This is a genomic window from Streptomyces sp. NPDC001889 (assembly GCF_053594535.1).
Map to the genome: position 1 here is coordinate 115,841 of NZ_JBSFER010000025.1, position 11,858 is coordinate 127,698.

Genomic DNA, 11,858 nt, shown 5'->3' on the forward strand with positions numbered 1-11,858 from the left:
AATGGCACGGGAGCTGGCACAGTGGTAGGGGAACAGTCGCGACGCGCCGGGCGTTGTCGAGGAGAAGTGTGCTGACGGTCCGCGTCCGCGGCTCCGGCGCGCGGGAGGAGGAGAGCGCATGACCTATGACCGACTGGTATGCGCCAACTGCGCGGCCCCGGTGGCCGAGGGCCGCTGCCCGGTGTGCCGGGCGAACCGCGAGCGGCTCCGGCAGGAGGAGGGCGGCGGCGGTCCCTTCGGCGGGCTGAACCCGGCGGCACTGCTGATGTTGCTGGCCGTGCTCGTGGGAGCACTGGCCGTGCTGGCCTCGCGCACGGCGTAACCGCCGCGCGCGCACCCCGGGCGGCCCCGCCTCGCCCGGACGGGACATCGCCCGCGGGGGACCGCGTGAGACATCAGGAGGGCCCGGGGTGCTGTGCCGCACCCCGGGCCCTCCCCCTGTTCCCGGAGCGCGGTGCTCCGGGACGGTGTCCATCGCGCTGTCACCGCGCCGTCACCGCTCCGCGGCGCCTTCCGGCGCCCGCCGGTCAGACGGCCGTGCGGTTGCCGCCGACGAGACGCGGCAGCATACGGAAGCCGATACCACCGGCGATCATGGTCGCGGCGCCGATGAGCAGGTAGGTGGTCTCCAGAGCGCCGGTCTCGGCCAGCTCCTCCTTGGCCTCGCCCTGCTCCACCGGCTGCGAGCCGGCGTTGTTGGTGTCGGTGTTGTCGGTGCACTCGACGCCGTCGGAGTTGACGGTGCAGTCGCCGCTGTCGCCGCCGCTGCCGCCGTTGCTCTCCGTGCCGCTGGTCTCCTTGCCGCCGGAGTCACCGCCGCCCGAGTCGCCGCCGCCGGACTCGTTGCCACCGGACTCGTTGCCACCGTTGTCACTGCCGCCGTCGTCACCCGGGGCGCTGGTCCCGGTCGGGGCGGGGGTGGTGGGCTTCGGGGGCTGGGTCGTCGGGCTCGGCGGCTCCGTGGTGGGGCTCGGCGGCTGGGTGGTGGGCTTCGGGGGCTGGGTCGTCGGGCTCGGCGGCTCCGTGGTGGGGCTCGGCGGCTGGGTGGTGGGCTTCGGAGGCTCCGAGGTCGCCGTGGCGGTCGGCGTCGGGATCGTGGTCGGCGGCACGGACGGGGTGGGACTCGCGGTCTCCGTCTCCGTGATGCCGAGTCCGGCCTCGGAGCCCACGCTGAAGTCGGAGCTGACGGCCGAGGCGGCCCCCGCGGCGGTCAGGGACGCGCCGGCGGCAACCACCGCACCCGCGGCGATTCGCGCGACACGGATGCGCATCTTCTTGGTCATCTAACTGCTACCCCCAGTAGCTGATCGTTCAGTGGAGCAGGGTCCAGCGCGGCGACCTCAGGGGATTTCGAACTCTCTCCTGGCTCTCAGCCGCACCGGAAACACGCATGCCGCGCGTTACCCTTCCCAGTTTTCCCAGACGCGTCAAGGCAGTTGTGGGAGGGGATGCCCGGTATGAAGAGGATTGACCGAGGTGCGGCGATGCAACTGTGACATAAAAGCGAGCGCATCACCGGGAGATGGCAGTTTCCTTGTCGACAAAGAGAGTTGATGTGTTCATCGGTTCATATGCCGGTACGGCGATAATCCGATACGTGAATTCCGGTGCCGGCACGGGAAATCCACAAACGGCGGAGGTGCCGGACTCGTATCGAGCCGGCACCTCCGCCGTATCACTCCGCTGTCACTTCTCCTGGCGCTTGCGCCAGCGAATCCCCGCCTCCAGGAATCCGTCGATCTCCCCGTCCAGCACCGCCTGGGGGTTGCCCACCTCGAACTCGGTGCGCAGGTCCTTGACCATCTGGTAGGGGTGCAGCACATAGGAACGCATCTGGTTGCCCCAGGAGTTGCCGCCGTCGCCCTTGAGGGCGTCCATCTTGGCCTGCTCCTCCTGGCGGCGGCGTTCCAGCAGCTTCGCCTGGAGGACGTTCATCGCGCTGGCCTTGTTCTGGATCTGGGAGCGCTCGTTCTGACAGGAGACGACGATGCCGGTCGGGATATGGGTGATCCGGACCGCCGAGTCGGTGGTGTTGACGCCCTGGCCGCCGGGGCCCGACGCGCGGTACACATCCACCCGCAGCTCGGTCTCGTCGATGTCGACATGGTCGCTCGACTCCACCACCGGGAGCACCTCGACGCCCGCGAAGGAGGTCTGGCGGCGGCCCTGGTTGTCGAAGGGCGAGATGCGCACCAGACGGTGGGTGCCCTGCTCGACGGAGAGGGTGCCGTAGGCGTACGGCGCCTTCACCACGAAGGTGGTCGACTTGATGCCGGCCTCCTCCGCGTAGGAGGTCTCGTAGATCTCCGTGGAGTAGCCGTGGCGCTCGGCCCAGCGCATGTACATGCGCTGGAGGCGCTCGGCGAAGTCCGAGGCGTCCACTCCGCCGGCCTCGGCGCGGATGTTGACCAGCGCCTCCCGCTCGTCGTACTCGCCGGAGAGGAGGGTGCGGACCTCCATCTCGTCCAGCGCCTTGCGGACGTCGACCAGCTCCGACTCGGCCTCGGCGAGGGTGTCCGCGTCGTCCTCGGCCTCGGCCAGCTCGAAGAGCACGCTGAGGTCGTCGATACGGCCGCGCAGGGCCTCGGTCTTGCGCAGCTCGGCCTGGAGATGGGAGAGCTTGCTGGTGATCTTCTGCGCCGCCTCCGGGTCGTCCCAGAGGGACGGGGCCGCGGCCTGCTCCTCGAGCACGGCGATGTCGGCCCTCATCCTGTCGAGGTCCAGGACGGCCTCGATCGACCCCATGGTCGAGGAGAGGGACTTCAGCTCTTCGGATACATCGACGACTGCCACGGGTCCAGCGTAACGGCTCCGGGGGACGTTCCCGGCGGGTCCCTGTCATACGGGGTCCGGTACGGGGCGTTCCCCGGGCTCCGGCGGGCCTGGTGAGCGGTGTTTCCGGGCCCCGGGCGGCAGGGGGGCCGGCCGCCCGGGGCCGGCCGCCCGGGGCCGCAGTCCGGGTCCGCAGCCGGAGCCGCCCCCGGGGCCGCAGCCAGGTCCGCAGCCGGAGCCGCCGCAGCCCGGGGCCGCCGCCCGGGGCCGCAGCCACGGTCCGCCCCCACCGCCGCAGCCCGGGGACGCCGCCGGGGCGCCGGGTCTCCGGGGCGGCGGCGGGGCCGGGGCGGGCCGGGGGTCCGGCGGGGCGGTCCAGGGGGCTTCCTTCGGACCGGGCCGGATCGGTGAGCGGGGTCCGGTGCCGTGGATCGCGAGGCGGAGGGCGGAGCCCACGCGGAGCGCCGGCGGCGGACCGTGGCTGCGGCCCCGGGGCCCGGCGAGATCCGAGAGAGACGGTTCAGGGCGCGGTGGGCGAGGAGTGCCGGGAGTCGCGTCCGGGGGGCTCCGGGTCGCTGTCGCCCAGGGCGAGCCAGCCGCCGACGCCGAGCGCCGCGGCGAGCGCCAGGCCCGCCACGCCCAGGGTGATACGGCGCTTGCGGACGGCTCCGGAGACCCCGCCGGACCTGCCGGGGCCGGCGCCCTTCCCCGTTCCCCTGTTGCGGGCCGAGCCGGGGCGGCGCTGGCCGGGGGCCCGGGGGGCGCGGGCCGTGCCGTGGGCGCCGCCCGCCAGTTCGTCGGGGGCCGGGACCCTCATGGAGGTGTGGGTGTCGCGGTTGGAGTCGGCGGGGGCCGCACCGGGGACGAGCGGGACCGCGCCCCGGCGGCGCACCTCGCCCTGGGGCTCGGGCGCGGCTTCGCGGTACGGCTCGGACACCGGCTCGGTGTCCGGTTCGTCCACCTCCAGCGGAGGCATGCCCGCCAGCATCGGCAGCAGCTCGCGCAGCCGGGTGCCCAGCTCGGACGCGCGCAGCCGGGAGGCGGGGGCCTTGGCCAGGCACTGCACGATCAGCTGCCACAGCTCGTCGGGGATGCCCGGGAGCGGGACGACCGTCTCGGTGACATGGCGGCGCAGCACGGCGCCCGGGTGGCCGCCGCCGAAGGGGGTGAAGCCGGCGAGGAGTTCGTAGAGCACGGTCGCGAGGGCGTAGATGTCGACCGCCGCCCGCGGGGGCAGCCCCTCGACGATCTCGGGCGCCAGATAGTCGGGGGTTCCGATGATGCGGGACGACTTGGTGCGGCGCGGGGTGTCGATGAGCTTCGCGACGCCGAAGTCGGTCAGCAGGGCGGGGTGCGAACCGGCGGGGCCGAGCGGTCCCTCCATGTCGAGCAGGATGTTCTCGGGCTTCACGTCCCGGTGGACGACCCCGGCCTTGTGCGCGGCGGCCAGGGCGTCGGCGACATCCGCGGTGATCGCGACGGCGGCCTCGGGGGCGAGCCGGCGTTCGCGGTCGAGACGGGTGCGCAGATCGGTGCCCCGGATGAGATCCATGACGAGCGCGAGGTCGTTTCCGTCGACCACGAGGTCACGGACCCCGACGATCCTGGGGTGGTCGAGTCCGAGCAGGGCGGTGCGCTCCTGGACGAAGCGTCCGACCAGCTCCTGGTCGGACGCGAGGTCCTCGCGCAACAGCTTGACGGCGACGGGCCCCTCGGGGCCCTCCCCCGCCCAGACCGTGCCCGCGCTGCCCCGTCCGAGGATCTGGTGGGCTGTGTACCGGCTGCCGATATTCCGTGCCAAGACTGCTCCCTCAGCGGCTGGCGTTGGCCCATAACGTACGCGGGGAACCGGGGCGCGTGTGCCCCGGATGGCGCCAACCTTCACTTCCCGGGACGAAAGAGACCCGGGAAGTCGACAAATCCATTCAGTGGCCCGGAGCGCGCGGCCGGGCCGGGACCGCCCCCGGGACCGGCGGGTGCGGGGTCCGGTGTCCGGGACCCGGCGGCCGGCCCCGGGCCAGGAGGACCGGGGCCAGGAAGGCCGCCCCGCCGGTTACTGGCCGCCGCCCGAGCCGGAGCCCGAGCCGCCCAGCTCGGAGACCCAGTCCGTCACCTTCGCGATGCCGTCGCCGATGGCGTCCCAGTACCCCTGGCCCTGGGCGACCCAGTCCTGGAGCGGGGTCAGCTCCCAGACCAGCCAGCCCGCGACCACGAGCATGAGCACGGAGACCAGACAGCCCTTGAGGCAGCCCAGACCCGGGATGCGGGTCGGGTTGGCGCTGCGCTGGCGCGGCTGCCGGGGCTCCCGCCGCGCGGGCGGCTGCGGCTGCTGGGGTTGCTGCGGCTGCTGGGGCGGCGCGTACGGCTGGGGCGCGTACTGCTGCTGTTGCGGCGGCTGCGGCTGGGGCCGCTGCCGGCGGGGCTGGGGACGCTGCGGCGGCTGCTGGGGCTGGTGCTGCGGCGGCGCGTACTGCTGCTGGGGCGGGTACGGCGGCTGCTGGTGCTGCTGGTGCTGCTGCTGGGGGTGGCCCTGCTGGGGGTGGGGCTGCTGCTGGCGCTGCGGACGGCGGCGCAGCGGGTCCTGGCTCGGGTCCAGGTACTGGACCTGCGTCTGGTCGTTGCGGTCGCGGGCGGCCTGGAGCTGGGACTGCCAGGGGTGCGGGTCCCCGGGCCCGGGCTGCTGCGGGGAGCCGTCCGGACGCGGCGGTACGGGAGGCATCACCGCGGTCGGGTCGGCACCGGGCGGCCCGGTGTGCGGCAGCACGCTCGTGGCGTCGGCGGCACCGGCCGGGGAGCCGGTCTGCCCCATCACGCTGGTCGCCGCGTTCGGGTCGGAGCCCGCGTTGTTCGGCAGCACCTGGGTGAGGTCGGCGGCGCCCGGCGTCGGGGGCACGGGGGCCGGCGCGGGGTCGGGCGCGAGCAGGCCGGCCACCCCGAGGGCCGCGTCGACCTGGGCGGGGGTGGAGTGGACGCCGATCCCGGCGGCGACGGTGCGCAGCGCGCGGGCGAGGTTCTCGGCGCTGGGCCGCTCCCCCGGCTCCTTGCGCAGACACCGCTCCATGACCGTCCACATCGGCTCGGGGACGGTGGTGGGGCGGCGGGGCTCCTCGCTGAGATGGCGCTGGAGCACCTCCAGCGCGGTGCCACCGGCGAACGGCGGACGGCCGGTGACCAGCTCGTACATCAGAATGCCGGCGCCGTAGACATCGACGGCGGAGGTCTGGGGGCGCCCCTCGGCGGACTCGGGCGCGACATAGGCGGGGGTGCCCACGAACTCGTGCGCGCGGGTGAGGCCCGGGGAGTCGGCGAGGCGCGCGATGCCGAAATCGGTCAGCATCGGGTGCATCTGGCCGTCGGCGTCGGTCTTCAGCAGCACGTTCGCCGGCTTCAGGTCGCGGTGGACGACCCCGTCGGCGTGGCTGGCGGCGAGCGCGTCGGCGACCTGGGCGGTCAGCAGGGCGCCGGCGACCGGGGTGAAGGGGCCGTTCTCGCGGAGATAGCGGTGCAGGTCCGGGCCGTCGATCAGATCCATCACCAGGGCGAGGAGATCCCCCTCGACCACCAGGTCCCGGGTCCTGACGATATTGGGGTGGGTCAGCCGGAGCAGGACGGACCGCTCGCGCAGAAAGCGCATCACGACATCCGCGTCGTTGGCCAGCTCCTCCTTGAGGACCTTGATCGCGACGGTTTCGCCGGGCTGGCCCGGGACGGCCGCCTCGGCGCCCGCGGTCTCCCTCTGACGGGCACGCCAGACGGTGCCGGTGGCACCGCGTCCGAGCGGCTGCTCCAGGAGGTACTTGCTGCCTACAGGCCGCACGTCATGCGCTCCCTGCTGATCGTGGTCCTTGCGTGGTCCGGGCCCGCTGTGGCCACCCGGGTGTCCGACCCACTTTAGGGCCTGTGCCGAGAACACCGGCGGTTGTCCACAGGCCGTGGTCCGGGAGCGCCCCCGGTGATCTCCGCCGGGCCCCTCGGGGACACGGGCCCACCGCCGGCGGCCGTGTCCCGCCCGCGGGGAAGACGCCCGCTCGGCGGCGAAGGTTGCCGGACCGCCGCGTGCCGTACGCAACATCCGCTTCCGGTCCAGAACCCAACCAGGCATTTTTCCGTCCGGAGCGGACCAATCAAGATCACTTATTGACAGTCCCCGGGCGTGTTGTCAGCGGCAGGTGCGAGGATGCCCTCAGCGCGGAGCCGTGGGGGCGGGAGCCCCACGGGCCGCGCCGACCTGCCGGGTGGGGGCGATCCGAGGCGACCCCTGCCGGGCACCCCGCGCAGAAGGGATTGCTGACGGCGATGCAGATCCGGCTGACCGTTCTCGCGCCGCGCGGCGGGCAGCCCGCGGCGGGGCCCGCGACGGCGGTCGCCGGGGCGGAGGCCGCCGCGGCCCGCGCGGGCTCCGCGACCCCCGCCGGTGCGCACGCGCGCGGGCCCTCCGGCGCGCGCGCGTGCGATGTGCTCGTCACCGCACCCGCGGGGACGGCGCTGGCCGCCGTGGCCTCCGCGCTGGCGACCGCCGTCGCGGGCCCCGATGTCCACGGCACCGTCGTGGTCTACGCGGGCGAGGAGCGGCTGGACGCCCAGCGCCGCACCCTCGGCGAGCCGCCGCTGGTCGACGGCGCGGTGCTCTCCCTCCAGCTCCCCGGCCCCGTGGGCCCGTGCGCGACGGACGCCGCCGCCCGGCTCCATGTCGTCGCGGGCCCCGACGCGGGCGGGGTGCATCTGCTGCACGGCGGCCGGATCAGTGTCGGCCGCTCCGCCGCAGCCGATGTCCCGCTCGACGACCCCGATGTGTCCCGGCTGCACTGCGAGGTGACCGTGGGGGACGACGGCCGGGTCACCGTCGCCGACCTCGGCTCCACCAACGGCACCACGCTGGACGGCAGACCGGTGGGCGACCGCCCGGTGCGGCTGCCCGCGGGCGCGCTGCTGCGCCTCGGCGAGTCCACGCTCCTGCTCGCGCCGGGCGACCGCTCGGCGCCGCTGGCCACGGTCCCCGACGGCGAGGGGCATCTGCGGGTCCCGGCGGCCGGGGCGGAGCGGGACGGCGCGGGGCCCGGCCCGGAGCCGGCCGGCGCGGAGGCTGGCCGGGCCGGCGGCGACCCCGGCCCGGAGGCGTCCATATCCCCGGCGGCGGGCGGCGGCCCGCACACCCCCGCCCCCCGGGGACACGGATCGTCCGACGGCTCCGGCCACGGCCCGGCCCGGGAGCCCTCCGCTGAGGCGCCCCGGAGCGCCCGGGACGCGGCGGGCCCCGTGGTGCGGGTGCCCGCGCAGTACACCCCGGCCCGGGCCGCCGGCGACGGCCTCCCCGCCGGGGAGGCGCACGGCCCCGGGGCGCCGGAGCCGGAGGGCGCCCGGGCCGCCCCCCGCAGGCGCGGCATAGGCGCCTGGGCCCGGCGGTTCACCGGAGGCCGTGAGGAGACCGCCGAGGAGACCGCGCCGGAGCCGGGCCCGCCGCCGGTGGCCGCCGCCTCCGTCGCCGACTGCTGGCCCGACCCCGCCGCCGTACTGCTCACCGCCCTGGGCCCCGGGCCGCGGCTCTGGGAGCGGGGCCCCGGCCACCCCGAGGCGCTGGTGCTGCGGCTGGGCACCGCCGACCGGGACGGGCTGCCGTCCGTGCCGGTGACCGTGGGGCTGCGCGAGGCCGGTTCGCTGGGTCTGGCCGGTCCCCGGGAGCGGCTCGCCGGCACGGCCAGGTCCGCCGTGGCCCAGCTCGCCGCGCTGCACGCGCCGGCGGGGCTGGAGATCGTGCTGATCAGCGCCGACCGGGCGCGGAGCCTGGAGGAGCGCAGGGCCGAGTGGTCCTGGCTCGGCTGGCTGCCCCATCTGCGGCCCGCGCACGGCCAGGACTGCCGGCTGCTGCTGGCCTACGACCGGGACCAGGCCGCCGCCCGCGCCGCCGAGCTGACCCGCCGGCTGGACGACGGCCCGCTCGGCGCCGGCTGGCCGAGCGCCGACCGTACGACCGTCTCCGACGCCGCCGACCGGTACACCGGGCGGCGCACGGTCGTCGTGGTCGACGGGGACCCCGGCTCGGCCGCCCTGCGCGAGACGATGGCCCGGCTCGCGGGTGTGGGCCCGGCCGCCGGCATCCATCTGATCGCGCTGGCGGAGACACCCGCCGCCTCACCGCTCTCGCCCATAGCCGCGACCTACGAGTCGGCGTGCGAGGCCTCGCTCGCCTTCCGCGAGTGCGGAGCCGTCGCGATACTGAGCGGCGATGTGGCCACCGCGCTGCGGCTGCTGCGCACGGCCGGCGGGCTCCCCGCGGGCCAGGGCACACCGGCCGCGGTGGACGCGGTGTCGGCGGCCTGGGCCGAGCGGTTCGCGCGCGCCCTCGCCCCGCTGCGCACCGAGGGCCCGGGCCCCGGCCCGAGCGCCGCGACCGCGCTGCCCCGTTCGGCCCGGCTGCTGGACGAACTGGGTCTCGCCCGCGCCACCCCCGCCTCCCTGATGGCCCGCTGGGCCTCGGGCACCTCCGACGGGGCCGTGGTGCTGGGCACCGGCCCGGCCGGCCCGCTCTGTGTCGACCTGGCCGAGGACGGGCCGCATCTGCTGATCGAGGGCCCGCCCGGGAGCGGGCGCACGGAACTGCTCCGCTCGGTCGCCGCCTCGCTGGCCGCCGCGGGCCGGCCCGACCGGCTGGGTCTGCTGCTGGTGGACGGCGCGGGCGGCGGGCGCGGTGAAGGGCTCGCGGTCTGTACGGAGCTGCCGCATGTCACCGAGCACCTGGTGGCGAACGACCCGGTGCGGATGCGGACGTTCGCCCAGGCCCTCGGGGCGGAGCTGAAGCGGCGCGCCGAACTGCTGGGCGGGGTGGAGTTCGCCGACAGCCACACCCGGCGCCATGCCACCGAGCGGCTGGCGGGCCGCCGTCCGGCCGTCCCGTCCGACCCGCACGAACCCTCGTCGCGCGGCGATCTGGAATCCGCGCCGAGCGGCACGCTCCGGCTCCGCCCGGGCGGGCGGGTGCGGGCCGTGTCCTCGGCGTCGGAGCGTCCGCTGCCCCGGCTGGTGGTCCTGGTGGACGACTTCGACGCGCTGGTCGCCCCGGCTCTCGGCAGCACGGGCCGGCCGGCGGCCGGTTCGGTGGTCCGCGCGCTGGAGGCCGTGGCCCGGCACGGCGGGCGGCTCGGAGTGCATCTGGTGACGGCCTCGGCCCGCCCGGACCGCACGGCGGACACCGAGCCCGCGCGGGCGGCCCGGCTGCGGGTGGCGCTGGACGCTCCCCCCGCGTCGGCCGGACCGGACGATCCGCTTCCGGGCCGGGGCGGGCTGCGGCATCCGGACGGCCGGGTGACCCCCTTCCAGGCCGGCCGGGTGACGGGCCGTATCCCGCGCACGGCGACGCTGCGGCCGACCGTGGTGCCGCTGGAGTGGGAGCGCATGGGCGATCCGCCGACCCGCCGCCCCGTGCGCGAACTGGGCAACGGGCCGACCGATCTGGCCCTGCTCGCCAGTGCGCTGGAGCGCGCCGCCCACCTGGTGGACGCGGCTCCGGTGCCGCCCCTCTCCGCCGTACACCCCTGACCAGCGGTGCCGCGGGCGCCGGTGCCCGCGGCACCGGCGCACTCCGGCGCGCCACCGGGGCGACCTCACCTCACGGAGGCATCACGAAAGGCTCTCGGGTCCCCTGACGGCTATTGCGGGCCCCCGGTACCGGGCGTACACCTGTCGGGCAACGGGACAGCGGACGCGAGAGACGGGGCAGAAATGCACACACCTCTTCGCACGGGAAGGGCCGCGGTGGCGTTCGCGGCCATCGCCGCCCTCGCCCTCGCCGGCTGCGGTGACAGCGGCGGGAGCGGCGGCGACAGTGCGGACACCGGCAAGGACACGAGCGGGGCGCCGGCGGCCGGCGTCGAACTGCCCAGGCTGAGCGGCGAGAAGATACAGGTCGCGGCGGTCTGGAGCGGCCCGGAGCAGGAGAACTTCGTCAAGGTCCTCAATGAGTTCGAGAAGCGGACCGGGGCGGATGTCACCTTTGTGCCGGCCCAGGACCCGATCATCAACTTCCTCGGCACGAAGATCGCGGGCGGCAGTCCGCCGGATGTGGCGATGCTGCCGCAGCCGGGCGCCATCCGGCAGGCCGTGGAGCGGAAGTGGGCCAAGCCCGTCGGCGCGGCGGCCAGGGCCCAGCTGGAGAAGAACTACTCGGTCGGCTGGCAGACGATCGGCCAGATCGAGGGCGAGCAGTACGGCGTCTACTACAAGGCCGCCAACAAGTCGCTGGTCTGGTACAACAGCGCGGCCTTCGAGAACGCGGGCGCGAAGGTGCCGGAGACCTGGAAGGACTTCCTCGCCACCGCCGAGACGATCTCCGCCTCGGGTGTCCCGCCGGTCTCGGTCGCCGGGGCGGACGGCTGGACGCTCACGGACTGGTTCGAGAACATCTATCTCTCCCAGGCGGGCCCGGACCAGTACGACCGGCTCGGCCGGCACGAGATCAAGTGGACCGACGCGTCCGTGAAGGCGGCGCTGACCACCCTGGGCGAGCTGTTCGGCAAGCCGAATCTGATCGCGGGCGGTGCGGACGGCGCGCTCCAGACCGAGTTCCCGGCCTCCGTCACCCAGACCTTCACGGGCGGCGACCAGCCCAAGGGCGCGATGGTCTTCGAGGGCGACTTCGTCGGTGTCAACATCGCGCAGACCGACGCGGAGATCGGTACGGACGCCAAGGTGTTCCCCTTCCCCGCGGTTGGCTCGAAGCCGCCGGTGGTGACGGGTGGCGACGCGGCCGTCGCCCTCAAGGACAGCAAGGGCGCACAGGCGCTGCTCACCTTCCTCGCCTCGCCCGACGCGGCGCGGATTCAGGCCGCCGAGGGCGGGTTCGTCTCGCCGAACAAGTCGCTGGATCTCGATGCGTACCCGAATGACGTGCAGCGCGACATCGCGAAGGCGCTGATCGAGGCGGACAGCGATTTCCGGTTCGATATGTCGGACCAGATGCCGCAGTCCTTCGGCGGAACGCCCGGCAGCGGCTTCTGGAAGCACCTTCAGGACTTTCTGAAGGACCCGAAGGATGTGGCCGGAATTCAGCGGAAGCTGGAGTCCGACGCCGCCAAGGCGTACAAGAGCTGACG

The 11,858-nt window shown here is 75.0% G+C and carries 7 protein-coding genes; 3 read left to right on the plus strand and 4 right to left on the minus strand.

The annotated features are described in order from the left end of the window. Nucleotides 1-118 precede the first annotated feature (118 nt). Nucleotides 119-322, plus strand: coding sequence for a hypothetical protein (locus tag ACWCRA_RS27710; RefSeq protein WP_351550878.1), 204 nt, complete (start codon nucleotides 119-121; stop codon nucleotides 320-322). Between the two features lie 205 nt (nucleotides 323-527). Here ACWCRA_RS27710 and ACWCRA_RS27715 read toward each other — a convergent pair whose 3' ends face one another. The 4 genes from ACWCRA_RS27715 to ACWCRA_RS27730 form a co-directional block, all read right to left on the minus strand. Then, entirely contained in the window at nucleotides 528-1,283 is a 756-nt protein-coding gene (locus tag ACWCRA_RS27715; RefSeq protein WP_451068873.1) for a hypothetical protein, read from the minus strand. A 403-nt stretch (nucleotides 1,284-1,686) separates the two neighbouring features. After that, nucleotides 1,687-2,793, minus strand: a complete 1,107-nt coding sequence (gene prfB, locus ACWCRA_RS27720; RefSeq protein WP_351550884.1) for a peptide chain release factor 2 — start codon at nucleotides 2,791-2,793, stop codon at nucleotides 1,687-1,689. 499 nt (nucleotides 2,794-3,292) lie between these two features. Then, on the minus strand, nucleotides 3,293-4,573 hold the full coding sequence (locus ACWCRA_RS27725) for a serine/threonine-protein kinase (protein ID WP_451068874.1): 1,281 nt from the start codon (nucleotides 4,571-4,573) through the stop codon (nucleotides 3,293-3,295). 252 nt (nucleotides 4,574-4,825) lie between these two features. Next, nucleotides 4,826-6,589, minus strand: a complete 1,764-nt coding sequence (locus ACWCRA_RS27730) for a serine/threonine-protein kinase (RefSeq protein WP_451068875.1) — start codon at nucleotides 6,587-6,589, stop codon at nucleotides 4,826-4,828. 479 nt (nucleotides 6,590-7,068) lie between these two features. Here ACWCRA_RS27730 and ACWCRA_RS27735 point away from each other — a divergent pair, with 479 nt between their 5' ends. Together ACWCRA_RS27735 and ACWCRA_RS27740 are read left to right on the plus strand one after the other, a co-directional pair. Then, complete coding sequence (locus ACWCRA_RS27735; RefSeq protein ID WP_451068876.1) at nucleotides 7,069-10,305, plus strand: FHA domain-containing protein; 3,237 nt, start codon at nucleotides 7,069-7,071, stop codon at nucleotides 10,303-10,305. A gap of 183 nt (nucleotides 10,306-10,488) precedes the next feature. Next, nucleotides 10,489-11,856 (plus strand): ABC transporter substrate-binding protein, encoded by a 1,368-nt coding sequence (locus tag ACWCRA_RS27740; protein ID WP_351550896.1) that lies wholly within the window; start codon nucleotides 10,489-10,491, stop codon nucleotides 11,854-11,856. Nucleotides 11,857-11,858: the final 2 nt, after the last annotated feature.